The sequence below is a fragment of the Corynebacterium macclintockiae genome (genome assembly GCF_027570165.1).
Lineage (GTDB): Bacteria > Actinomycetota > Actinomycetes > Mycobacteriales > Mycobacteriaceae > Corynebacterium > Corynebacterium macclintockiae.
Map to the genome: position 1 here is coordinate 17,382 of NZ_JAKMUV010000001.1, position 25,151 is coordinate 42,532.

Sequence of the window (25,151 nt, forward strand, 5' to 3'; positions counted from 1 at the left end):
CCTACGTTCACACCCCATCAGGATTCGACTACACCGCGCTAGCGGAATCCGGAGTTCGGCCAAGTGTGGGAACAGTCGGCGATTCTTATGACAATGCTCTAGCCGAAACAGCCAACGGTCTCTACAAGGCGGAACTGATTCATACCCAAGGCCCGTGGACGTCGGTCGGAGAAGTCGAACTGGCCACCTTGCGGTGGGTGCATTGGTGGAACACCAAGCGGCTTCACGAAGCGTTGGACTTCGACACCCCAGGAAGTGGAAACCGAGTACTAGCCCACCTAGCCCATCAACACAGGGTCGTAAAAGAAACGGAACCAATTCCAGGACGCTGCCAGCCGTCTGGGTAAAATCCCAGGCGGCTAGCAGCCCTGCCCGAAAGCAACACGGCCAAACAACCACTGCTGAGCCACACGCGAGGTTGACAAACTATTTAGGAACACTCCCTACCGGCACATGATCAGAGTGGAATAGTAGGCTCCATTACCGAACTTGGTCGACAGCCCAATGTCCTTATATTCGGAGACCAGCATTGTCTGATTGTGCCCGGGCGAATTCTTCCATGCATTCATTAAGTCTTCAGCACTAGGCGCGGAGTAATGCATCATGAGGTTTTCCTGGCATACCCTGCCAGAGATCTTCGGGCCATGATTGTAATCTTGAGTCCTAGCCATCGTGGAAGACCAACCATCAGCATAGCTGTTTAGAGCATCGTCGTAATGGATGGGTTTCACCGGATTGATTTTATTCCCCGGAAAATCATTTGCAGTCCTGTGAGCTCGCAACTGACTAATAAAATCTGAACGCAGATTTGCCAGGTATGCACGTTCATCAGTTGGTGGGTTCGTGGCCGTACCACCAGAGTTTCCGGAGCTATTATTTCCTCCCGACTTATTCATCACTGCAGAAACGATTGTGACGATCAACGCGATAACTCCGAAGCTCACCGCGCTAAGGATTCGAGGATCCAACTCCAGACTTAGCGCCGGAGGCGCGGGCACACCTTGAGCTGAAGTGGATACGGTCTCAGCACGCACTTCAGGCTCGTCAACAGCGTGCACTCCGGCGAAAACAAGACCGACCGAAAGCCCGATCGACAGAGCTTTCTTCGTAGTTTTGCGCATTCTCTAAATCCTCCAACACTGTTCAACGACCAACCGAGCAAACAGGAAGTTGATCGAAAAATCGTTCCCCGAGTGCTGCGAGAACCGGATCTGCGCCGCCACTTCAAAGAGGAACCCTGCAATAGCTGATCTTACATTCCCCATAGTTTAATCATGGCTACTTTTTATCATAGGTAAAGTTAGCTTGAACACATCCAGCGTTCCCTCTCGCGTGGCCACATACTTTGGGAGAATCATCAACATGGAAGCTGAAAACCCCAATGGATCGTTCACTGAACTAGGCATACCCACCCACCAGCAACTCGTCGTTCCGATTGTGAAAGCGGTGAACCGCTTAGGTGGATCGGCGAAGGTCAGCGAGATGGCTGAGGAGGTCTTGGATCTGGTTCCAAACTCCGAGGAACTTGTACTTGCGACATATCCGAACAGGCCAAACGATTCGGTTCTCATCGAGCGCATCGGCTGGGGTCGAGCCACGGCTAAACGGATCGGAGTTCTCGAGCAACCAGACCGGGGCATGTATCTACTCACAGATGCCGGTGAACAGCTTCTTAAACTGTCTGATGATCTTGCATATGAGAGAGTCCGAGAGCTTGATCGGGAAGCTTATCGGGCAAAGCGAAAACTAAGAAAGCAAGAGGAAGATGCCGTTCCCCAGGAGGAAGAAGACGATGTTCCCGACCAGGAGATTCTGACAGAGTCCAACGAGGAGGCCAAAGATCGCGATTGGAAGAGCCAGCTGCTGAATCGGCTACACCAGCTCACTCCAGAGGGCTTTGAAAAGTTTGTCATCTATCTACTGCGCCGATACGGGTTGCAGCTTCAGCACACTGGTGCCTCTGGGGATGAAGGCGTCGATGCGATAGGCACTGCACCACTGAGCCCGGTTCTTTCCTCGCGCGTAGCTGTACAGATCAAACGCTATGCACCCGAGGGTAAGCCAATTGGTCGCGAGACCGTAGCGCTTTTCCAACGTGACGCGCAGACGAAGGGCGCGGAGCGGGCGATCATTGTGACGCTTAGTCGCTTTACAGACCCTGCCCGGAAAGCAGCAACCTCCACGGTTCCGACGGTTGACTTGATTAGCGGCGACCGCCTCGCAGAACTCATCCGCGCGGATGGAGAATCTGGGGTGAAGCTACGCCCGACGGTGGATCCGCGATGGTTCGATAAATTCGACTGATTGCGAACGGCCGATTGATTGCATCAACTATTCGAAGCGGCAGTGCCCGTCGAACTCGCATCACGAGCGGCGGATCCTCATGTAGTCCTTAGGGCTCGCGTGAACTTTAGAGAGGTTCAGCTCTGCCTTATCGCGGGCGTCTGTAAAGTGAGTGTTCGCTCCACGTCAGCCCTAGTAACGTCTGTTGTCTTCGTGCGGCTCAACAGGTGGAAACCTTTCCAAGCTGAAAAGGAGTAGTCGGCACCCGTGCGCCAGTTTTCCTACCGCGTGAGCGTCCCCGACTATTCTAAGAAGTGACAACGCGCACGGTGGTTATTAGAGAAGGAAACACAGTTGAGCAAACAACAGCGTCTTGAACTTACCTGGACAAACAAGGACAAGGCACTCATTCCCACCGAGCATGGACGCTACGGCTACACCTGGGTAGATCCGCGCGACCCGAGATACTGTGAAACCAGAGTCTTGACGGTCGACGAAACGGTCACCGGGACGAGGGCAGACAAAGAGGAAGACACCACCTACTCCGAGCGTGCTGACCTGGAGCCGCAGTCTGACAACTTGCTAATTCTGGGCGAGTCTGGCGACGTACTCGAAGCGCTGACGCGCATTCCGGAGTGGTCAAGAAAGTACGTCGGAAAAGTCAAGTGCATCTACATTGACCCACCGTTTAACACGGCTCAGACCTTCGCCAATTATGAGGACAACCTGGAGCATTCAGTCTGGCTCACCATGATGCGAGACCGTCTGCTGCACATGCGCGACCTGCTGAGCGAGGACGGATCGATCTGGGTTCACCTGGACGACGTGGAAAGCCACCGGATGCGGTCGCTTATGGACGAGGTGTTTGGAAGCGGGAACTTCGTGAGCGAGATGGTTTGGCAGAAGACATACTCACCGCGAAACGACTCGAATACAATTCCCTCGGTTACAGACGCAATTATCGTGTACCGCAAGTCTTCGAGGTTTCTTCCTAATCGGCTACCTCGGACCGCCGGAATGGACTTACTCTACTCCAATCCAGACGAGGATCCGAACGGCCCTTGGACAATGAGTGACCCCGCTGCACCTACCCGCGGTGATAGGCAGCATCCCTCTGTATTCGGTATACAGCACCCAATTACTGGCGAAATGTTGTACCCGAGCTCGCGTCGCTGCTGGGCTTTCTCGCAGGAGAAGCTTTTCGAAATCATGCAGGGCTGGGGCAGGTATGAGTTGGGCGAGAACGACGAGCGGGAAATGCAGTCCCGCCGTTATACCGTCGGTCCAGGGGTAGTGCTACGCGACGATATTAAGCCTCTCGTGATTCCCGATTGGGACGAGAATGACAAAAAACACGCAGTAGAGGTTTATGAACGAGGAAAATGGCCCACATTCGTCTTAACCCGCGGCGGTCTTGGCGGTTTCAGGCGCAAGCGCTACCTAAGCGAAGTAGCCGGTCGAGTTCCCCAGAACCTACTTCCCCACGATGAAGTCGGCCACAACGACGCCGCAATCAAAGAAATCAGGTCACTGTTCCCTGATACCACAGCCTTTTCAACTCCCAAGCCAGAGCGTCTTCTAGAGCGCGTACTCCACATCGCCACGAACCCCGGCGACATCGTCCTCGACGTGTTCGCCGGGTCGGGAACCACTGCTGCTGTTTCCCAGAAAATGGGCCGTCGCTGGGTCACCTGCGAACTCGTGGAGGACACGTTCAACCGCTTTACTCGCCCGCGCCTGGAGAAGGTTGTCAACAACGAGGACCGGGGCGGAATCACGCTCCAGAAAGAGGGGCGAGCTGACGCTACTGAGGGCGGTTTGCCCGAGGGGCTTACCCCGGAGGAGGCACAGAAGTTCACGTCTTTGCTGAATAAGACCATCAAGCACGACGACGAGCTCAAAAAGAATCCTGCGGTTAAGCAACTCAAAGCCATGACCAAGACCAAGCCGGTCAAGGGCGTGGTCAACTGGCGAGGCGGCGGAGGCTTCCAGGTCGCACGCCTTGAGCCGGCCTGCTTCGACTACGACCCGGAGGTGGCTCTGACCACTCTGAGCGAGCACGCCACTGGCGACCTGCTCGTGCGTTCTGTGGCGGCACAGCTTCGCTTTGCACTCGCCCCCGAAGACCTGTACTTCGACGGCAAGCGTGGCCGCGAGCGCCTCGTCGTTGTTGAAGGTGTGCTTGACGAAGAGAAGGTGGGCGAGGTTATGGCCCACCTCCCAGAAGGACACTCTGTCCTGTTCGCGGCAACTGTGGTCGATGACTTCGCCCGCGAGCATGTCCGCGGGTTCAAGAACGGCTCGCGGGTCGTTCACGTCCCGCTTGAGATTTTCCCGTACTCCGGCGCTGCCGAGGAGGAGAAGTAACCATGGCACAGAAATTGAACCTCTCCTACGACGAGAACCTGGTAGCGGAACTAACCTCAAAATTCGACCTCCGCGCACCGAATACTGAAGCGCTCACCGAATTGGTGAAACGAATCGAATCAGGTGACTACGACGCTTTAGAACCGTTGGTGCTCAACCTCGCAACGGGTGCTGGCAAGACCTATGTCATGGCAGCATTTATTGAGTACTTGCGCCGCCAAGGCCACCCCAACGTCATGGTGGTCACTCCGACAAAGGTTGTGCAGGACAAGACGGTCCTCGACTTCTCGGAGAGCTCGCACCGCTACATTGGCGGCTTCGATATTCCGCCCCGGCTGGTCACCCCGGGTGACGTGTCAAACTTGCGAGTAAACGACGTCGCGGCTGACCTGTTTGTAGGTGAAGGTGCCTCGACGCTCTACGTATTCAATGTCCACCAACTCATTCCGCCAAAGGAGGGTGGAAAGAACGTCGCCACTGGCGAAGAAGCAGCACGCCGGAAGACTTGGAAGTTCCAAGAGGACTCCGGAGCCCTGGCACAGCGACTTATCGACACCGAAGACCTGGTCATCATTGCCGACGAGTCTCACCTGTTCGGCACCACTGCAAAGAGGTTCCGCGAGTCGTTGACCTCTCTCAAGCCGGCTGTGACCGTGGGGCTTACTGCTTCCCCGGACGAGGGTGATGACATCGTCTACCGCTACCCGCTGTGGCGTGCTATTCAAGAAGGCTACGTCAAACAGCCGGTGCTGGTCTACCGCGACTCGGGCTACGACTCGGAAAGCCGCCAGCTCCAAGATGCTCTGTCGCTGTTGGCTATCAAGGAGGAGGCGTACGCGAACTATAGGGAAGCGCACTCGAACGGCAAGCAGACCAAGCCGCTGCTGTTCGTGGTCTGTTCCAGTGTGCCTCACGCCACCGAGGTCGCCGAGCGCCTGCGCGGCCCAGGTTTCGTGGGTGACCCGCTTGCGGTGCTCCAGGTAGACAACGAGCACAACGACAACACCACCCAGTCTTTCTTGCGCTACCTCGACACAGACAACTCCCCGGTTCGGGTTATCGTCTCGGTCAATAAGCTCCGCGAAGGCTGGGACACGAAGCGCATTGCTGTGATGTGTACCCTTCGCACAATGGGCTCTGAGGTGCTCACCCAGCAGGTCATGGGCCGAGGCCTTCGCTTGCCGTTCGGGGCGCTTACGAGGGTGTCGGCCATTGACGAGTTGGATATCTTGTCGCACGAGTCATTCGTGAAACTACTGGAAAGCGAAAACGTGCTCAAGCAGTTCGGTATCGACGACGCAGTTGAGGACGCAGAAGGTGTGGAGATTATCACCCCGCCTGGCACTTCTAACCCGCCGCAGGTTGGCACTGGAACCGGTAACGGCACCGCGGGTGTCACCACTACTACCGGCGAGGCTGGCACCACCACGGTGCAGCCTGGCGAAGACTTACTTACCCCAGACGACATTCCTCCTGCTTCAGGCGGCAGTACGGTCGGCACACGAGCACTCACCGACGAAGACGATATTGCAAAAGGTGTCGAAGTGTTCACACCGGTCGTCGTCCACATCAACCAAGCGTTCGCCGGCACCACCTTCGACTTCCCGTCTTCGACCATGACGAAGACGAAGAAACAGTTCGAGCTGGTCGACATTCCGAACTCCGTCATTGCTGAGCGGGCAGACAAGGTCACCGACACTGACGAGTACTTAGCTCGCACGAAGATCGGCGTGGCAGAAGAGGGAAACGCCATCGAACTCGACAATGACGAGCGTTCCGCGGTACCGAGTTTTCGACAGTCTTCCTCCCAGGTTGCCGCGGAACTTATCCGTCGCGTTATGGGGTCCGGAGCTGTAGCCTCAACGCCAGAAAACACTAGCCAACTCAAGCGTCGCATTGTGCCGACCTTTATGGAGGCGGCCAAGATTGAGCAGTGGACGGAGAAGGCCAAGGAGTCCGCGGCTCGGCACCTGAAAGACCTCGTGGTTGAAGAGTCTAAGAAGGCTAACGCTCAGACAGGAACGAAGGTGACTATTCACCCGGTGACACTACCCATTGACGACTCATTCTCGCTGGAACTCGACAAAAAGGTTCTCGACCTCCTTGACCGACAGGCAAAGAGCGCAGGAAAGGCAGGCTTTAGCGACTCCGAGTACTACGGCACCTGGAAGAAGGGGCTTTTCGAGGCCGCACGCTTCGACTCGTTTACCGGTGAGTACCGCCTGGCAGCGCTTCTCGACCTCGACCCGAACGTTGTATGGTGGAAGCGTATTTACAACCACGAAGGGGCACGGGTGGCCTACACCCCGCACCATTCATACGTGCCTGACTTTGTTGTCTGCGACAAGGAAGGCACCTACTGGATTGTCGAGGCGAAGGAAAACCGCGGCCGCGACGACGAGCGCGTTCAAGCCAAGCGGGCAGCCGCGGAGCGCGTGGTACGCCAACTCGTGGGCATGCCAGAGTACGAGAACCAAACCTGGGGTTACCTTATCGCGTACGAAGATGACATCGCATCTTCCGACTCGTGGGCCGACTTGGTTGCCGGTTCGGTGACAGAGCGCATGCCAAAGTTGTAATAAGGCGACCAAACGCCCGTTGGCAGTCTCAGGAACTTGTGGCGAAGTCCTGCCGGCAACTGCTACCAGCCGCCCCACACCCCACCGCTCCCCCAGACTCCGGCGCGTACCCTGGTGAGCATGAGCGATTTCTTCCCAACCGAAACGTTTAGCAAGCGCCTAGCCACCGTCCGCGACATCGCCGCACAGGCGGGTCTGGACGGCGTGATCGTCACTCCCGGTCCGGACATGGAGTACCTGATCTCGTCGAAGATCACCACCCACGAGCGGTTCACGGCTCTGGTCCTTACTAAGGACGCCACCCGCATCATCGTGCCCGGCGTGGATGTCGCTGACCTGAAGAAATCCGTCGCCGGCCAACTCGGCGTGGAAATCATCGGGTGGAACGACGGCGAAGACCCCTACGGGTACATCACCGAAGGCTCCTACGCCGTCAGCGCTGCCATGACCGCCGACCACCTGCTGGAGCTGCAGTCCCGCGGCATCTCCACGGTCAACGCCACCCAGGTGCTCGCCCAGGCGTTCATCCGCAAGGACGACGAGGAGCTTGCCGAGCTGCGCCGCGCAAGTGCCGCCATCGACGAAGTCCACCGCCAGGTCCCGAACCTGCTGCGCGCGGGCGTGACCGAGAACGACGTGGCCAAGGAACTGGAACGCCTGATCCTCGAAGAGCACGAGGTCGTGGACTTCATCATCGTCGGCTCCGGCCCGCACGGCGCGGACCCGCACCACGACCACTCTGATCGCGTCATCGAATCCGGCGACGTGGTGGTCGTCGACATCGGCGGCACCCTGGCCAGCGGCTACCACTCCGACTGCACCCGCACCTACGTTGTTGGCGAGCCCACGGACGAGCAGCAGAAGATTTACGACGTGCTGCAGCGCGCCCAGGAGGCCGGCCTGGAGTTCGCCAAGCCCGGCGTGACGGCAGGCGAAGTGGACAAGGTCGTCCGCGACATCATCGAGGAAGCCGGCTACGGGGAATACTTCATCCACCGCACGGGCCACGGCATCGGGCTTTCCTGCCACGAAGAGCCATTCATCATCGCCGGCAACGACTTTGTGATTGAAGAGGGCATGGCATTCTCCATTGAACCCGGCATCTACATCCCCGGTCAGTGGGGCGCACGCATCGAAGACATTGTGATTGTGGCGTCCAAAAATGTAGAGCCCATAAACAAGACACCCCACGAGCTTGTGCGCGTGGGGTGAGAACCGGCGGGCTGGATGCCCTCGCTGGAATTAGTGGATATCCACGAACAGCTTAAGGATCCACTTGCGGGCCAAGAACATGACCGCGCCCAGGCCGACCATCACCGCGAACATCGCGATGAAGTAAGTCCGCTCCGCGGAGGCATCCTCCGGATTGTAGAAGGCAGCCAGGCTACCCGACAGGGACGTGCCCAAACTGATCGACAGCAACCACAGGCCGAACATGCGGGTAGGGAATGCCTTCGGGGCCAAGCGGGTGGCCATGGAGTTACCCACGGGGCTCAGCATCAGCTCGCCCATAGTGAACAGGAACAGGATCAGCACCATGGCCCACATCGGGGTGGAGTTCGCTCCGCCACCGGCAAACGGCAGGAACAGCAACAGCGCACCGCCAATCACAACCAGCGCCATAGAGAACTTCGCGGCGTAGGAAGGCTGCTTGTCCCCCAGCTTCGTCCACAGCGCGCCGAACACGGCAGCGAACAGGATGATGAACAGCGGGTTGATGGACTGCACCACGCCCGGGGGAATCTCCAGACCAAAGAGGTTGCGGTTCAGGCGCTCATCGGAGTACACGGCAATCACGGTGAACTGCTGCTGGAACAGCGACCAGAACGCCACGGAAGCCACGAACATGGGGATAAAGCCGACAAGGCGGGAACGCTCGACATCCGTGACCAGCTTGGAACGGTACATCTGCACCCACAGAACCACGGCAATGATGACGGCCAGGAGCGCCGTGATGTTGGACAGCTGCCCAACCTTCAGCACACCGGTGACGAACAGCAGTACGAAAACAACGATCGCTGCAGCAGCGCCGATGAATACCGGCAGGTACTTCCTACGCGGCAGCGGGTTAACAACGTCGTGGCCCGCGTCCTGAATGGTCTGCTTACGCAAGAGGGTGTACTGCACCAGGCCGATAGCCATCATCAGGGCGGCGGCGCCAAAGCCCCAGTGGAAGCCCTTCCAGCCCCACAGCGCGTTGGTGATCAGCGGGCCGAGCAGGCCACCGATGTTCACGCCCATGTAGTAGATAGAAAAGCCACCGTCGCGGCGAGGGTCATCGCGGTCGTAGAGGTCGCCCAGAACCACCTGCGAGGTCGTCTTGAGGGCACCGGAGCCAACGGCGATGAACACCAGACCCAGGATCACGCCGATGTAGCCCGGCATAAGTGCCAGGCTGATGTGGCCGAGCATGACCAGCACCGCTGAGTAGTACAGGGTGCGTTCTGCAGAGAGGATGCGGTCGGCAACCCACGCGCCAGCCACACCGGTGAGGTACACCAGGCCACCGTAGGCACCGACGATGGAGGTGGCGGTGCTCTTGTCCATGCCGAGGCCGCCGTCAGTCACGGAGTAGTAGAGGTAGAAGGCAAGCAAGGCCTGGAGGCCGTAGAAGCTGAAGCGCTCCCACATCTCCACGCCGGAGAGGTTAGCTAGGCCGAAGGGGTGGCCGAAGAATGTCCGCTCTTCTTGGTGTGCGCTAGATGATTGCGCGGTTGCTGTGGAGGACCCGTCTGGTGCGGGGGAACCCTCCGATTGAGATTGAGATGTCATTCGTTAATTCCATCACAACCGTTGCTAATAGTTGAAACTATTCAACTATTTTTTTGGAAATAGTTGTGAACAAGGGGCATCCCGAAATCCCCATCCCCCAATTTTGTACCCCGTACGGGATTTGAACCCGTGTTACCGGCGTGAGAGGCCGGCGTCCTAGGCCGCTAGACGAACGGGGCGCGTGCGCCACATGATCGGCGCGCGTGCTTTTGCAAGCAGCAAGAAAGAACTCTACACAGTAGTTCCTTTACCTACCTAATCCGCAGGTGGCGCAGCGTTTTTACAGCCACGCCACACAGCGCCTACAGCGCACGCAGTTCCGCGACCTTCTCCTCCAGCACCGCGACCAGAGGGTTACCGGGAATGCGTTTGGCAGCGACCTCGCTGACCGCGCCGTACCACCACTGCTGCCTATCCTTTCCGGAGTTGAAGCGTCCCCACAGCTCATCCCCGATCTCGGCGTGATCGGCCAGGATCGAAAGCAGGTTGTGCAGCTTGTCCGCCACGGAAACGATCACGGAGCCCTCATCGGCGCCGGAAAGGTGCGCCAGATAAGCATCGGAGCGTTCCTGCCAGTCAGTGATGCTGTCGTCCTTCGTCACCCCCAGCACCAGCTCCACTACGCGGTCGCCGAAGTCCTCCCGCATCTGCGCCTCGGAGTACTCCTCCGGCACGTCCTCCAAAATGTCGTGAAACAGCGCGGCGATCAGCACGTCTTCGTCATCCGTAACCGTGCTGGCCAGGTGCATCACGCTGAAAATGTGCGAGACATAAGGAATGTTCGTTCCTTTGCGAGTGTGGTTGCGGTGCGCGTACGCCGCCACGTTGATGGCCTTCAACAGGCGCGGCGAGGTCGCCACTTCCAGCAACCCCGCGCCCACCTTTGCACGAGTAGTGACATCGGTCATCGTCAATCTCCTGTTCGGTCTGCCCGGCATTTTCCGGGAACACTCTTGACTATAAGAATCCCCCGGACACCCCCTCCCCTTCGCGTGTCCTTGTTCGATTTCTTTTCTCGACGCCCCCCAGTCCGCACCGCTACAAACTCCCACCTACCAGGTATCTTCAGTAGCTAATGAGTGTTGAAAAACCCCAGAACGAACGCCCCTCAGATGAGCGCATCGTTCCCACCCTCGGAGGGCAGGTCACACCGGCACTGCCCTCTGAGGCGTACCACGAGGAAGTCGTGCGGGAGCACCGCTGGCTGGAACCCTCAACTTGGAAGGTCATCGCCAAGCGTCTCTATTTCGAGGTTTTCTTCAACGCTTTGCTAGACAAAGGCGCCACGCTGAGCTTCTTCACACTGCTCACCGGACTGCCGACTTTGCTGGCCTTTTATGCGATCATCACGCTGTTCCTTGACCAAAACCGCAACCAGGTCACGGAGCTCACCGACGAATTCATCGATAAAAACATCCCCACCAACTTCCAAGACAATGCGCAGAGCATTGTCTCCACGGTCATCGGCTCTACGGAGCAATCCATCGTCATGCTGGTGATCAGCGTGCTGCTTGCCTTGTTTTCCTCGTCGGCTTACCTCCGCGCGTTTTCCCGTATGTCCAACGAAATGTACGGGCGGCGCGAAGGACGTGGCCTGATCAGGACGTGGGCAACCATGTGGGGAGTCACCCTTGTTTTGGTGATCGGACTGGTTTTCATCGCGGGCGCATACTTTCTTCGGGAGGATATCGCCCGGCCACTGCTGGACAAGGTCGCCGAGCCGCTTAGGCTACAGGGCTTCACCACCTTCGTCCTGGAGCACTTCCTGCCGGTCTGGCAGTACCTTCGCTGGCCAGTGATCTTCTTCGTGTCGGCGATCCTCATCGCCATCCTCTACCATGTCGCCCCCAACGTGCGCTTCGGGCGCGTGCGGTGGCTAACGGTGGGCTCCACATTCGCGCTGATCAGCATAACTATCGTCGGCCTGCTGCTACGCGCCTATCTGAACAACTTCGGTTACATCGGTATCTACGGCGCGCTGGGAGGCATCATCGTCGGCCTCCTCGGCTTGGTCTTAAGCAACTCCCTGCTGCTCCTCGGCGTGAAGCTGGATGCCGAGATCGCCCGCACGCGCGAGCTACAGGCCGGCATGGAATCCGAGCGAATCATCCAGGTTCCGCCGCGCTCCTCCGCAGCGGTGGATGGGTTCAATAGGGTGAGTGATTCGCTCACGGAGGACGCACGGAGAATCCAGAAGAGATAGCGGAAATGCTGCACTGGATGTGCAGCTAAATTACCCTAAAACTGAAAACCCTCCCGCTAGAGAAGGAACTCACTTGACCACTCGCTTGACTTCCTCGGACACAACACACCAAGACTCAAACCGATCAGTCGAATACTTTCACTATGGCGCTAAGTTCCTTCTACCCAATTGGTATGAGGTTCAAGAATCTAACCTGCCTGAGTGGCGCCTTGCCCATTTTGCGCTGATAATTCCAATGCCTACAGGACTAGTAGACACACCCCCGCAAGAGGCTTGGATCCCAGGCAGATTCCGGGGAATCAAAACAATCGAGGTTCCTGCGCGAAAGAAGGAAACTGATCTCTTCCTCAAACCAACCGCGCTTTTAGACGAGGAGCGGGACAAGCCTGCTTACTTTTACGCTCCGCGGGCTTTTCACGTAGACGCACATACCCACTTCCGCGCCCCACTTCGCGACTCGATCGGTGCCGATGCTGTGGACGGTGGATTGATCAGAAGCGACTGGCAGAAGGTTCCCCGGACCGCAGATAATGACGTGACGTTCGAAGCATCTCGGTGTATGTTTCAGCCGGATATTACGCAGGATGCGAATTCTTCCGGCCAGCAAGTGCCGCCTCCGCAAGACCCTCGCCAGAGCGAAAAGGAAGGCCATTTTCTATACCTCGAGGATGGTGACAACAACGCGGCGAAGGTGACTTTGGCATGCGCAGAGATATTGAACTACTGCGGCCCAAAGCTCCGTGATCTTTCGACTGACCTCAATCGACAAGGCCAGCTGCCCAAATTCGAAAATCAGTTTTTGGTACTCCACGTTGTGGCCGAGAATTGTTCGAGCGTGATGCTCGAGCAAATCTCGAAGTCACTACATAAGCCACGAAATAAGGTCACTTACCGTGTCCCCGAAAGTGAATATGGGGACGTACTCCAGTCGCTGTTACCCAATGCAACGCAAGAGTCCTCCGTCACCGCGGAGGAATCTACAACACGAACGGGTAAAACTAGCCTAATCCAGCTGTTTCTTCAGCGAGTAGAGATGGAGCTGCTCGGCGCACGGTATAACCCCAAGAATCCGAAGTTAAAAATGGCAGCCGGTGGTTTCCTTCACAGGTCAGATAAATCGCCCATTTCTGCCAGCAACCGTGTCTTCGCTGTTACTACGGCTATTCCGGGAAGGGATACGTTCCAGCTGGCCAGCCGATTCCGGCAGACAACTGCGGAAGAGCGCCAGAACTGGACTGCGCACGATACCTGGGGTTGGTTCCTAGCAAACCGCGCTGACCAATTTAAGCCTGAACTCACTGCCTTGGACGACGAATCCTTGGATGAATCGCGGGTACAGCTGTACCACGATTGGGCGCTCCACTCGTCCGAAAATGGCCTGGCGGTTATACGCAGACGGCCTGCGGATAATCGAAACAACTCTTTTTGGATGTATGCGGGCACGCGCTTTGTGGATCTGGCAATTCTGGTTCGCCGTGCAGACGGCTACCTTACGCGGATGGCAAAGCAGCTTCGGGCAATGACCTTCAAGTCGGAAGAGCTCAACGCGTTGCTGAACCAGTGTGATGATGAAGGTCCGGATGAGCCACTCACTCGGGCTCAAGAGATTCTGCAGACCAGCCTGCAGAACTTTGAGATCCTGCAAACGGAATTCGTGACCTTCCGCGATCACCTTTGGTACGAGTCCGTCAGTGGTCGTGATGTCGATACAAAGGTACTTCGGTCTATTCTCGTATCCACCGGTGCTCACAACGACTTCACCGAAGTGTCCTCTGAACTGCAGTTGCGCGAAAGTATCTATCGGACTCAGGGCGACTCCATCCGCTTCGCTCTAAAGGAGCAGCAACAAAAACAGATTGAGAAGCAACGCGTGCTTGAACGCCAGCGGGAAAAGGAAGTGGCAGACAAAGAAAAACAGCGCGAACGCAGGATCACCTTGGTTGGCCTGGCATTTGCCTTCGTGCTGGGTGTTCCCGACTGGATGGATTTCCTCTATTCCGGGTTAGGCGACGTTGTGACCATCATGTCCCTGATCTCTCTTCTGGTCGTACTTGGCTTGCTTTTCTGGCTCGTCCGCTCCGACGGAAAAGAGAAGAAAGAGGGCCACTAGCCCCCTGCCCCGCACCCGACCAGCGAGTTCACCGCAGGCACCATAGAATCGGGAACTATGAGCCACGAACTGAACTCCACCACCGTAGGCGGCCACGTCCGCGCCGCCGCCGGCACCAGCCCCGAACACGCTTCCACCCGTAAGTTCTGGACAGGACTGTCCCGCAACATCCAAGAACGCATCGCCGACGATTGGGAACGCACCCGCCAGACCTACAACGCCACCCGCCAGCAGCACTACTTCTCCGCGGAGTTCCTCATGGGCCGCGCGCTGCTAAATAACCTCACCAACCTCGGTCTCGTCGAGGAAGCACAGGCCGCCACCCATGAGCTCGGCCACGAGCTCGCGGACGTCCTAGAAATTGAAAACGATGCCGCCCTGGGCAACGGTGGCCTGGGTCGCCTGGCCGCCTGCTTCTTGGATTCCGCCGTCACCCAGGATTACCCCGTCACCGGCTACGGCATCCTTTACCGCTACGGCCTGTTCCGCCAGTCCTTCGACAATGGCTTCCAGGTGGAGCGCCCGGACCCGTGGCGCGAAGAGGAATACCCCTTCACTATCCGCCGCGCCTCCGACCAGCTAGTCGTTCACTTCGACGACATGAAGGTCCGCGCGATCCCCTATGACATGCCCATCACCGGCTACGGCACCCGCAACGTGGGCACCCTGCGCCTGTGGAAGGCCGAGCCGTGGGAGGAGTTCGACTACGACGCTTTCAACTCCCAGCGCTTCACCGATGCCATCATCGAGCGCGAGCGCGTCAGCGATATCTGCCGCGTGCTCTACCCGAACGACACCACCTACGAGGGCAAGAAGCTGCGCGTGCGCCAGCAGTACTTCTTCACCTCCGCCTCCCTGCAGGCAATGATCCGCAGCCACCTGGCCCACCACGGGGATCTGAAGAACTTCGCGGACTTCCACTCCGTGCAGCTGAACGATACCCACCCGGTGCTGGCCATTCCGGAGCTCATGCGCCTGCTGCTGGACGAGCACGGCATGGGCTGGGAGGAAGCCTGGGAGATCGTTTCCAACACCTTCGCATACACCAACCACACCGTCCTCACCGAGGCTCTGGAGCAGTGGGACCAGCAGATCTTCCAGCAGCTGTTCTGGCGTGTGTGGGAGATCATCGCCGAGATCGACCGTCGCTTCCGCATCGAACGTTCAGCGGAGGGGATTGATGGCGTCACCATCCAAAGAATGGCCCCGATCCAACACGGCGTGGTGCACATGGCGTGGATCGCCTGCTACGCCGCGTACTCCATCAACGGCGTGGCCGCGCTACACACGGAGATCATCAAGCGCGAAACCCTGGGCGATTGGCACGCGCTGTGGCCGGAGAAGTTCAACAACAAGACCAACGGTGTTACGCCGCGCCGCTGGCTGCGGATGATTAACCCTCGCCTGTCTGCGCTGCTTACTCGCCTTTCTGGTGATGACGCCTGGGTCACCAACCTCGACAACCTCAAGGAACTGCGCAGCTACGCCTCCGACCCGGCGGTCATGCAGGAGCTCCGCGAGATCAAGGCCTCCAACAAGCACGACTTCGCCGAGTGGATCGCCGAGCGCCAGGGCGTGGTCATCGACCCGAACTCCATCTTCGACGTGCAAATCAAGCGCCTGCACGAGTACAAGCGCCAGCTGCTGAACGCCCTGTACGTGCTGGACCTGTACTTCCGCATCAAGGAGGATCACCAGCGCGACCTGCCGCCGCGCACCGTCATCTTCGGTGCGAAGGCCGCACCGGGATACACGCGGGCAAAGGCCATCATCAAGCTGATCAACGCAATCGCGGACCTGGTGAACAACGATCCGGTGGTTTCCCCGCTGCTGAAGGTCGTGTTCGTGGAGAACTACAACGTCTCCCCCGCCGAGCACATCCTGCCGGCCTCCGATGTCTCGGAGCAGATCTCTACCGCGGGCAAGGAGGCCTCCGGCACCTCCAACATGAAGTTCATGATGAACGGCGCGCTGACGCTGGGCACCATGGATGGCGCGAACGTGGAGATCGTGGATTCCGTTGGTGAGGATAACGCCTACATCTTCGGCGCCCGCGTGGAGGAACTGCCCGAGCTGCGCGCGGACTACAAGCCCTACGAACTGTACGAATCCGTGCCCGGCCTGAAGCGCGCCCTGGATGCGCTAGATAACGGCACCCTGCACGACGACTTCACCGGCTGGTTCTACGACCTGAAGCAGTCACTGATCCACGGCTACGGCGAGGGCGCCTCCGACACTTACTACGTGCTGGGCGACTTCGCGGACTACCGCGACGTACGCGACCGTATGGCCGCCGACTACGCGGCCGACCCGCAGGGCTGGGCACAGAAGGCGTGGGTGAACATCTGCGAATCCGGGCGCTTCTCCTCCGACCGCACGATCCGTGACTACGCAACGGAAGTTTGGAAGTTGGAGCCCGCGCCGATTAACGAATAGTTCCCGCCCTGCACCGGCGCAGGTCGGGGCGTCAAAAAAGGGTGTAAAAAAGGGGCGTTAAGAAACCGTAAAGAGTCATTAGCACGGGGCACCACCGGTGTTGTTATATCTACATGCTTTATGACTTTTTAATGGTTGCAATAACCTGCGCGCTGTTCGGCGCAATGGGTGCCGCCTTGAAGGCGGTGGACAAGCTATGAGCTGGGAACTGATCGTCGGTGGGATCCTGGGGATCCTGGCCATCATCTACCTGTTGGTTGCCCTGTTGAACCCGGAGAAGTTCTCATGAGCGGGGCCATCACAGGGTGGATCCCTGTCATCATGGTCATCATTGCCCTCGCGGCCTTCTACGTGCCGCTGGGCAACTACATGGCCGCCACGTTCACATCCAAGAAGCACAATGCCTTCGAACGTGGCTTCTATCGCCTGATCGGCGTAAACCCCGACGGCCAGCAAAAGTGGACTCGCTACTGCGCAAGCCTGCTGGCGTTTTCCGCCATCAGTGTCGTGTTCGTTTACCTGCTGCAGCGCGTGCAGCAGGCGCTGCCCCTGAACCACGGCAAGGAGCCCGTGCACTGGGACCAGGCGTGGAACACCGCCGTATCCTTCACGACTAACACCAACTGGCAGTCCTACTCCGGTGAGACGGCCATGACCATCCTCACCCAGATGGCGGGCCTGGCAGTGCAGAACTTCGTGTCCGCCGCGGTGGGCATCACCGTGGCCATCGCGCTGATCCGTGGCCTGGCTAACCGTATGGGCAACGGCCAAATCGGCAACTTCTGGGTCGACCTGACCCGCGCGGTCTTCCGCATCCTGCTGCCGATGGCAATCATCGGTGCGATCCTGCTGATTTCCCAGGGTGCGATCCAGAACTTCCACGCTCCGACCACTGTGGAGACAATCACGGGTGGCCAGCAAACCATTCCGGGCGGTGCAGTGGCCTCGCAGGAAGTCATCAAGGAGCTGGGCACCAACGGCGGTGGCTACTTCAACGCCAACTCCGCCCACCCGTTTGAGAACCCGAACGCATGGACCAACATGCTGGAGATCTTCCTCATCCTGGTGATCCCGGTTAGCCTGACCCGTACCTTCGGCAAGATGGTGAACGACACCCGTCAGGGTTGGGCAGTTCTGGCCGCCATGGCCGTGCTGTACTTCGCTTCCCTGGCAGTCGTGATGTCCAGCGAAACCTCCCTGGCTACCTTCCAGGGCGGTGGCATGGAAGGTAAGGAGTACCGCCTGGGCGTGCTGCCTTCCTCCTTCTTCGCCGTCACCACGACAATGACGTCGACGGGCGCGGTGGACTCCTTCCACTCCAGTTACCACCCGCTGGCTGGCGGCATGCTGATCCTGGACATGATGCTGGGCGAGATCTCCCCTGGTGGCGTGGGCACTGGCCTGTACGGCATGCTCATGATCGCCCTGCTCAGCGTGTTCGTCGCGGGCCTGATGGTCGGCCGTACCCCGGAGTACCTCGGCAAGCGCATCGGCGTTTCCGAAATCACGAAGGTCAGCCTGTACATCCTGGTCATGCCGACGCTGGTGCTGGCCGGTGTGGGTATTTCCGCCATGCTGCCCGATACCCGCGACTCGGTATCCGCAGCCGGTCCGCACGGCTTCAGCGACATTGTCTACGCCTACACCTCGGCCTCCAACAACAATGGTTCCGCGTTCGCCGGCTTCGGTGCAGATACCCCGTGGTTCAACATCACCCTGGGTCTGTGCATGTTGCTGGGCCGCTTCCTGCCGATCGTCTTCGCGCTGGCACTGGCCGGAGACTTCGCTAAGCAAAAGCCGGCTGCCGAAAACGCCGGTACTCTACCCACCCACCGCCCGCAGTTCGTGGGAGTGATGGTCGGTATCGCCATTATCGTTGGCGCGCTGACCTTCCTGCCCACCCTGGTCCTCGGCCCGTTGACGGAGGCTCTGTCATGACAACCCTAAATGCTCCTTCGCGCACTGAAGCGAAGCGTGCGACGGCTCCGGCCACGCACGACAAGAAGAAAAGCGAGGGCGCTTTTTCCGCAGCCCAGTTGAAGCAGGCTCTGCCGCTGGCGCTAAAGAAGATGGATCCGCGCCTGCTGTACAAAACGCCAGTGATGTTCCTGGTGGAGGTCGGCGCGCTATTCACCTTTGTTTTGGCGATCGCGCATCCTTCCCTGTTCACCTGGTCCATCACGGTATGGCTGTGGCTGACCGTTCTGTTCGCCACCCTGGCCGAATCTGTGGCCGAGGGTCGCGGTAAGGCGCAGGCGGACGCCCTGCGTGCCACCCGCACCCAGTCGAACGCCCTGAAGTTCACCGGTTCCGACGTGAACGATCCCCACCTGGCACCGGCGCTGGAAAACTCCGGCGCGGGCATGCAGGAGGTCACCGAGGAAGTCTCCAGCGAGTCCCTGCTGCCGGGCGATATCGTGCTGGTCAGCGCCGGTAACGTGATCCCCGCCGACGGTGACGTCATCATGGGCGCCGCCAGCGTGGACGAGTCCGCCGTCACCGGCGAATCCGCACCCGTCATCCGCGAATCTGGCGGTGACCGCTCCGCCGTCACGGGTGGTACCCGCGTGCTCTCTGATGCGATTGCTATCCGCGTGACCAGCAAGCCGGGCGAGTCCTTTATGGACCGCATGATCGGCCTGGTCGAGGGCGCGGAGCGCAAAAAGACCCCGAACGAGTTGGCCCTGGGCACCCTGCTGATCGTGCTGACGATCATCTTCATGATCGTGGTGTTGGCTCTTGCCCCGATGGCTGCGTTCAACGGTGCCGAGCAGTCCCCCGTGGTGCTGGTCGCTCTGCTTGTCTGTTTGATCCCCACCACCATCGGCGCGCTTCTGTCCGCCATCGGCATCGCGGGCATGGACCGCCTGGTGCAGCACAACGTCCTGGCCATGTCCGGCCGCGCCGTCGAGGCCGCGGGTGACGTAGCCACCCTGCTGCTGGACAAGACGGGCACCATCACCATCGGTGACCGCCAGGCCAGCGAGTTCGTAGCCATGGAGGGCATCAACCAGGAAGAACTCATCTACGCCTGCCAGCTATCTTCCCTGGCCGACGAGACCCCGGAGGGCCGCTCCATTGTGCAGCTCGCCGAGAAGCAGTCCGGCCTGGCCATCCCGGAAGAGACCTTCCGCGACGCAGAGTTCATCCCCTTCACCGCGCAGACCCGTATGAGTGGCATCCAGCTGCCCGCCGGCGCCGGAGAGCACACGGAGTGGTCCACAGGCCACCAGGCCGCGCACCGCAAGATCGTCAAGGGCGCAGCCTCCGAAGTTGCGAAGCTCGTGACGAACCTCGGCGGAGACGTCCCGCCGTCCATCACCGACGTCGTCAACGACATCTCCAACAGCGGTGGCACCGCACTGGTCGTGGCAGAAATCGCCCTGGACTCCCAGGGTGAAGACGTCACCGGCCGAGTGTTGGGCGTCATCCACCTCAAAGACGTAGTCAAACCGGGCATGACAGAGCGCTTCGAGCAGCTACGCAAGATGGGCATCCGCACCGTCATGGTCACCGGCGATAACGCCCTGACCGCGAAGGCCATCGCTGCCGAGGCGGGCGTGGACGACGTCCTCGCGGAGGCAACCCCGGAGCAGAAACTGGAGCTGATCCGCAAGGAACAGGCCAAGGGCCGTCTCGTGGCCATGACTGGCGACGGTACCAACGATGCTCCCGCCCTGGCCCAGGCCGACGTGGGCGTGGCGATGAACACCGGCACCACCGCGGCCAAGGAGGCCGGCAACATGGTGGATCTGGATTCCGACCCGACCAAGCTCATCGACGTTGTGGCCATCGGTAAGCAGCTGCTGATCACCCGCGGTGCGCTGACTACCTTCAGCATCGCCAACGATATTGCGAAATACTTCGCCATCATCCCCGCGATGTTCGTGGTCGCCTTCCCGGGCCTGTCCGCGCTGAACATCATGCGCCTGCACTCCCCCGAGTCCGCGATTCTGTCCGCCGTGATCTTCAACGCGCTGGTCATTATCGCGCTGATCCCGCTGGCTCTGAAGGGTGTGAAGTACCGCGCGGGTTCGGCGGCCTCGCTGCTGTCGCGCAACCTGACCATCTTCGGTTTGGGCGGCGTGATCGTACCGTTCATCGGCATCAAGATCATCGACCTGATTATCTCCGGAGTCTTCGGGCTCTAAACCTCTTGGGCTGGCAACCGCCGGCCCGCTTTGAAAGGAAACACAGAGAACAATGGCACGCGCAACATCTAACAACGGCTTGCGTCTGGCCTCCACCACGGTGCGCATCTTCTTCCTGCTGACGTTGATCCTGGGCATCATCTACCCTGCGTTCATGGTCGGCGTGGGACGAATCATGCCCGCCAAGGCGGACGGATCTATGATCACCAACGCTGAGGGCCAGCCCGCCGGTTCCTCCCTGATCGCCCAGGAAGTCACGAAGCCGGGCTTCTTCTACCCTCGCCCTTCTGCTGCTGGGGATGCAGGTTACGACGCCATGTCGTCCTCCGCCACCAACCTGTCCCCCTACAGCAAGGAGTATCAGGAGGCCATCGCCTCCAAGCGCGATGAGGTTGCCAAGCGCGAGGGGGTCTCCCCCGACGAGGTTCCGGTGGACGCCGTGACGTCCTCCGGTTCCGGCCTGGATCCGCACATCTCCACCGCGTATGCGAAGCTGCAGGCTCCGCGTGTGGCGAAGGAGCGCAACCTGGACCAGCAGAAAGTGGAGCAGCTGGTATCGGAGGCCACCGAGAGTAACTACACCGGTAGTGCCGACGGTGCGCCGGTGAACGTGGTGAAGCTGAACAAGGCGCTGAGTGAGCTGTAACGGGCGAGCTGTAGCGAGGCTGTAGCGGGCGCGGACACGTGCCCGCAAAACCCAGGCGCGGTCGGCCTCAAGGTGTAAAACAGGCACTAGCGCCCGGACGCGTGGCGTCCAAAAATTTCAGCGCAAGATAAACAACAGGAGTAACAACAACAATGACTAAGCGTGGCACGCTGAAGGTGTACCTCGGCTTCGCCCCTGGCGTGGGCAAGACGTGTGCCATGCTTAGCGAAGCGCACGACCTGTACGACCGCGGGCGGGACGTGCTGATCGGCATCGTGGAGGATCACGGCCGCGAGCGCACCCGGAAGCTCACCGAGGGGCTGCCGATCCTCCCGCGCAAGTCGGTTCCCCACCGCGGCGGCCACTACGAGGAGCTGGACCTGGAGGCGGCGCTCGAGGCGCACCCGGAGATCATCCTGGTCGACGAGTTGGCGCACACCGTGGTGGGCGAGCACAACGCGGATAGCAGCCGCCCGGCCGAGGCCGCCAAGCGCTGGCACGACGTGTACGCGCTGCTTGATGCCGGTATCGACGTCATCTCCACGATGAACATCCAACACCTGGAATCCCTCAACGACGTGGTCTCGGCCGTCACCGGTACGCGCCAGCTAGAGACGGTGCCGGACCAGGTTCTTCGGGACGCCGACGAGATCGAGCTGGTGGACCTTTCCCCCGACGCGCTGCGCATCCGCCTGGCCCGCGGAGAGGTCTACCGCCAGCAGCAGGCCGAAACCGCGCTGAATAACTACTTCCGGGTTGGCAACCTCACGGCTTTGCGCGAGTTGAGTCTGTTGTGGCTGGCCGACAAGGTCGACGAGGGTCTGGCGAAATACCGCGAAGACAAGAAGATTGAGGAGAACTGGCCGACCCGCGAGCGCGTGGTGGTGGCCGTACGCGGCGATGAGGTATCCGAGGCGCTGATCCGCCGCGGGGCTCGCATCACCCAGCGCGTGGCCGGGCGTGAGATGCTCGTGGTGTATGTCTCCGGCGCCGACGAAGCGCTGGGGGTTGATCTCCCCCAGCGGCTACGGCGCCTGCAGGAACTCACCGAATCCCTAGACGGCCAGTGGCGCGTGATCGAAGGCGACGACATCGCCAATACCCTGCTGGAGTTCGCGCGGACCGTCAACGCCTCGCAGTTAGTGATCGGCCTGGGCACGCGCATGAGCCGACTGTTCAGCTCCACTGCCCACAAGATCATCGACGGTTCCGGACGAATCGACGTGCACATCGTCTCTACGTCCAGTGCATCTTCGGACAACGGTTCCACGGGGATGTCCCAGAGGGTGCTGCGGAAGGCATCCCAGTTCATGGGGCTCACGCGGGATCGCAGGTCGGGGCTGGATACCTCGAAGCAACTCAGCCCCGCGCGCCGCTGGATCGGCTGGTTGCTGGCAGTGCCAGGGCCGATCCTCTTGACGCTCCTCGTGCTGCCGTTTTTCAGCGAAGACGGTGCCCTGGGTTCCATTCTTCTGGGGTATTTGACGATCGCGGTTTTCGCCGCCCTGGCCGGTGGCTTCGGCCCGGCTATTGTGGCGGTGATCATCGGCTCGGTTTTGGCCAACTGGTTCTTTACGCACCCCTATCACACCCTCACGGTGACCGAGCCGGCGAACCTGGTGCAGATTGCCCTGTTCTTTGTTATTTCTGCCGCGGTGGCGGTGGTTGTGGATATTGCAGAAAGGCGCCGTGCCATCGCAAACCGGCGCCTCGGTCAGGCCGTTGTGCTGTCTGACCTCGCGCGCGGTGCGCTGGACGAGGGCGACGACATCCGCAGTCTGCTGGAGCGCCTGCGGGAAACCTTCAGCCTGGAGCGGGTGGACCTGCAGCAGTATTCGAAGGAACGCAAAAAGTGGGTCACGATGGAAACCACCGATCCAGGTGGCATCGGAGTGCCCTGGCCCAGCAAGAAGGCGCCGTCGCATGTCGGCGCTGGTGATGGCATGCGTTTCGTCCTCGACGGGCGGGATCTGTCCCCTTCCGAGGATGCGATGATCGAAGCTCACGGAGCTCGCATCACCGCGATTTACGACCGCGAGGAGATCGATGCGATGCGCCGGGCGACGGCCGCCCTGGAGGCCGGCAACCGCGTGGGCACCGCGCTGCTCACCGCCGTATCCCACGACCTGCGCACTCCCCTGGCTGGTATCAAGGCCGCGGTTAGTGCTCTGAACATGGACGACATGGAGTTGGATGAGGAATCCCGCTCGCTGCTGATGGAAACCATCGAGTCCAGCACCGATCGGCTGGAGACCGTCATCGGCAACCTGCTGGACATGAGCCGCGTGAATTCCAACACCGTCGCCGTACACCGCGCCAAGGTGCACTACAGCACCGTGGTCGAAGCTGTTTTGGCGGAGCTGCCCGAGGCTACACATCACGTCGATTCTTTTATTGACGCCACCGTTCCGCCCGTGTTAGGCGATGCCGGTCTAGTGCAACGCATCATCGCGAACATTGTGATTAATGCCCGCACGTACGCGCCGAATTCCCGGATCGAGCTGCACGCTCAGCAGGTTGCAGCGGGCGCCGACGATCTGGCGGGTGCCGACGATCAGGCTGGCACAGAAGCAGGCGCCGTGGAGCTTGCAATTGTCGACCACGGTCCGGGCTTCCCCTCGGAGCACCTAGCGGACGTGTTCACCCCCTTCCAGCGCCTCGGCGATCAGTCGGCCAACCAGAACGGGCTGGGGTTGGGTTTGGCTGTCGCCCACGGCTTTGCCGAAGCCATGAACGGAACCCTCGAAGCCCGCAACACCCCAGGTGGAGGCGCCACCCTGGTTCTTTCCCTGCCAACGGCAACGGGGGAACTGGAAGACGGTGAAGAGCGTGGCGTCCAGAAGAAAGTACAAGGAGAAGCGCCATGAGTGGCGAAAAGATTTTGATGGTCGAAGACGACGTGGCGCTGGCTAACGCGGTGCTGGTGACTCTGCGGGCACGCGGCTACGACGTGCAGGTGGCGACGACGGCGACGAAGGCGATTCAGGTGGCCTCGAAGTGGCACCCGCAGGCGGTGCTGCTGGATCTGGGGCTGCCCGATCTGAGTGGCCTGGAAGTGCTGCGCGCGCTGCGGAATTGGACGGATATTCCAGTGCTGGTGGTTTCCGCACGTCACGACGAGTCGGGCAAGATCAACGCACTGGATGAGGGCGCGGACGACTACGTGACCAAGCCATTTTCTGTCGGCGAGCTGCTGGCCCGGCTGCGCGCGGCGCTGCGAAGGGCGCCCGGCGCGCCGATTCCGGAGGAGCCCGTGGTGGAGACCTCTGACGGGCGCGTGGTGTTTGATCTGCCGAACCAGCGGGTGACCGTCGACGGGCAGGACGTGCACCTGACCCCGCGCGAATGGGGCATTGCCGAACACATGATCCGCCACCGGGGAACGCTGGTGACGAAGGTCGAGTTGCTGCAGGCGGTGTGGGGGCAGGCCTACAAGAAGGAGACGAACTACCTGCGGGTCTATATCTCTCAGTTGAGGTCGAAGCTGGAGGTCGATCCGAGTAACCCGCAGTACTTCACGACCGAGACGGGCATTGGCTATCGCCTGGTGCTGTGACGGGGTACCGCCGGCGCCGGCGAAGGGTCAACCAATACCGCGAATGAG

Annotated in this window: 16 protein-coding genes, 1 tRNA gene and 1 pseudogene; 14 read left to right on the top strand and 4 right to left on the bottom strand. The window is 59.9% G+C overall.

From position 1 onward, the window contains the following. Nucleotides 1-8: 8 nt before the first annotated feature. A pseudogene (locus L8U58_RS10320) lies at nucleotides 9-251 on the top strand (integrase core domain-containing protein); the annotation flags it as partial. Between the two features lie 192 nt (nucleotides 252-443). Here the strand turns inward: L8U58_RS10320 and L8U58_RS00095 are convergent. Next, nucleotides 444-1,121 (bottom strand): CAP domain-containing protein, encoded by a 678-nt coding sequence (locus L8U58_RS00095; protein ID WP_269954403.1) that lies wholly within the window; start codon nucleotides 1,119-1,121, stop codon nucleotides 444-446. A 241-nt stretch (nucleotides 1,122-1,362) separates the two neighbouring features. On the opposite strand from L8U58_RS00095, the gene L8U58_RS00100 reads away from it, so the two are divergent. From L8U58_RS00100 to L8U58_RS00115, 4 genes are all read left to right on the top strand, one after another. Next, entirely contained in the window at nucleotides 1,363-2,304 is a 942-nt protein-coding gene (locus L8U58_RS00100) for a restriction endonuclease (RefSeq protein WP_269954404.1), read from the top strand. A 333-nt stretch (nucleotides 2,305-2,637) separates the two neighbouring features. Next, nucleotides 2,638-4,650: a site-specific DNA-methyltransferase gene (locus tag L8U58_RS00105; RefSeq protein ID WP_269954405.1), complete on the top strand. Its 2,013-nt coding sequence runs from the start codon at nucleotides 2,638-2,640 to the stop codon at nucleotides 4,648-4,650. A 2-nt stretch (nucleotides 4,651-4,652) separates the two neighbouring features. Next, nucleotides 4,653-7,229, top strand: a complete 2,577-nt coding sequence (locus L8U58_RS00110; protein WP_269954406.1) for a DEAD/DEAH box helicase — start codon at nucleotides 4,653-4,655, stop codon at nucleotides 7,227-7,229. A 120-nt stretch (nucleotides 7,230-7,349) separates the two neighbouring features. Then, complete coding sequence (locus L8U58_RS00115) at nucleotides 7,350-8,441, top strand: M24 family metallopeptidase (protein ID WP_269954407.1); 1,092 nt, start codon at nucleotides 7,350-7,352, stop codon at nucleotides 8,439-8,441. 30 nt (nucleotides 8,442-8,471) lie between these two features. Here the strand turns inward: L8U58_RS00115 and L8U58_RS00120 are convergent, their stop codons facing one another. The 3 genes from L8U58_RS00120 to L8U58_RS00130 all read right to left on the bottom strand — a co-directional run bounded on the left by L8U58_RS00120 (nucleotide 8,472) and on the right by L8U58_RS00130 (nucleotide 10,909). Then, nucleotides 8,472-10,001, bottom strand: a complete 1,530-nt coding sequence (locus tag L8U58_RS00120) for a peptide MFS transporter (protein ID WP_269954408.1) — start codon at nucleotides 9,999-10,001, stop codon at nucleotides 8,472-8,474. A gap of 106 nt (nucleotides 10,002-10,107) precedes the next feature. Further along, nucleotides 10,108-10,180 (bottom strand) — tRNA-Glu (locus tag L8U58_RS00125). A 123-nt stretch (nucleotides 10,181-10,303) separates the two neighbouring features. Further along, nucleotides 10,304-10,909 (bottom strand): HD domain-containing protein, encoded by a 606-nt coding sequence (locus L8U58_RS00130; protein WP_269954409.1) that lies wholly within the window; start codon nucleotides 10,907-10,909, stop codon nucleotides 10,304-10,306. A 167-nt stretch (nucleotides 10,910-11,076) separates the two neighbouring features. Between L8U58_RS00130 and L8U58_RS00135 the strand changes: the two genes are divergently transcribed. The 9 genes from L8U58_RS00135 to L8U58_RS00175 all read left to right on the top strand — a co-directional run bounded on the left by L8U58_RS00135 (nucleotide 11,077) and on the right by L8U58_RS00175 (nucleotide 25,103). Then, entirely contained in the window at nucleotides 11,077-12,204 is a 1,128-nt protein-coding gene (locus L8U58_RS00135; protein ID WP_269954410.1) for a YihY/virulence factor BrkB family protein, read from the top strand. Nucleotides 12,205-12,763: 559 nt separating this feature from the next. Continuing rightward, nucleotides 12,764-14,314: a hypothetical protein gene (locus L8U58_RS00140; protein WP_269954411.1), complete on the top strand. Its 1,551-nt coding sequence runs from the start codon at nucleotides 12,764-12,766 to the stop codon at nucleotides 14,312-14,314. Between the two features lie 57 nt (nucleotides 14,315-14,371). Continuing rightward, the gene (gene malP, locus L8U58_RS00145) at nucleotides 14,372-16,750 is read left to right on the top strand and encodes a maltodextrin phosphorylase MalP (protein WP_269954412.1); all 2,379 of its coding nucleotides are present in this window, start codon (nucleotides 14,372-14,374) and stop codon (nucleotides 16,748-16,750) included. A 196-nt stretch (nucleotides 16,751-16,946) separates the two neighbouring features. After that, complete coding sequence (gene kdpF, locus L8U58_RS00150) at nucleotides 16,947-17,039, top strand: K(+)-transporting ATPase subunit F (protein WP_034964313.1); 93 nt, start codon at nucleotides 16,947-16,949, stop codon at nucleotides 17,037-17,039. Continuing rightward, a complete protein-coding gene (kdpA, locus tag L8U58_RS00155; RefSeq protein WP_070551659.1) occupies nucleotides 17,036-18,688 on the top strand; it encodes a potassium-transporting ATPase subunit KdpA in 1,653 nt (550 codons plus the stop codon). Before kdpF ends, kdpA begins: the two co-directional genes overlap by 4 nt. Next, on the top strand, nucleotides 18,685-20,901 hold the full coding sequence (gene kdpB, locus L8U58_RS00160; protein ID WP_269954413.1) for a potassium-transporting ATPase subunit KdpB: 2,217 nt from the start codon (nucleotides 18,685-18,687) through the stop codon (nucleotides 20,899-20,901). The genes kdpA and kdpB overlap by 4 nt, the downstream gene beginning before the upstream one ends. Before the next feature lie 52 nt (nucleotides 20,902-20,953). Beyond that, nucleotides 20,954-21,547: a K(+)-transporting ATPase subunit C gene (kdpC, locus tag L8U58_RS00165; RefSeq protein ID WP_269954414.1), complete on the top strand. Its 594-nt coding sequence runs from the start codon at nucleotides 20,954-20,956 to the stop codon at nucleotides 21,545-21,547. A 152-nt stretch (nucleotides 21,548-21,699) separates the two neighbouring features. Next, nucleotides 21,700-24,414, top strand: coding sequence for a sensor histidine kinase (locus L8U58_RS00170; RefSeq protein WP_269954415.1), 2,715 nt, complete (start codon nucleotides 21,700-21,702; stop codon nucleotides 24,412-24,414). After that, nucleotides 24,411-25,103, top strand: a complete 693-nt coding sequence (locus tag L8U58_RS00175) for a response regulator (protein WP_034970781.1) — start codon at nucleotides 24,411-24,413, stop codon at nucleotides 25,101-25,103. The genes L8U58_RS00170 and L8U58_RS00175 overlap by 4 nt, the downstream gene beginning before the upstream one ends. Nucleotides 25,104-25,151: the final 48 nt, after the last annotated feature.